This is a genomic window from Pseudoalteromonas sp. 0303 (genome assembly GCF_013349995.1).
In the GTDB taxonomy this organism is placed as follows: Bacteria; Pseudomonadota; Gammaproteobacteria; order Enterobacterales; family Alteromonadaceae; genus Pseudoalteromonas.
Genome location: NZ_JABVXF010000211.1, coordinates 1 through 227, shown reverse-complemented (window position 1 = coordinate 227; position 227 = coordinate 1). Strand labels below are relative to the sequence as shown.

Sequence of the window (227 nt, the reverse complement as noted above, 5' to 3'; positions counted from 1 at the left end):
CGGCGCTGTTTCGTTTCACTACTGAGTTCGGCATGGGGTCAGGTGGGTCCAAAACGCTATTGTCACCAAGCAAATTTTGTTTTAATTCGCTCTTTTGAGAAAATTAATAAATCTGGAAATCTGATATTTTCTTACAGCTTAAAGCTTATAGCTTACAGCTTCGTAAAATCTACTTTAGTGTCTTAACTTCTGTCTGTTACGCTGTCATAAAACGCGTTTGGCGTTGT

1 rRNA gene is annotated in these 227 nt (G+C 38.8%); it reads right to left on the bottom strand.

Annotated features, from left to right (window positions below):
* A 5S ribosomal RNA gene (gene rrf / locus HUS62_RS22825) occupies positions 1-70 on the bottom strand; the annotation flags it as partial.
* Positions 71-227 lie beyond the last annotated feature (157 nt).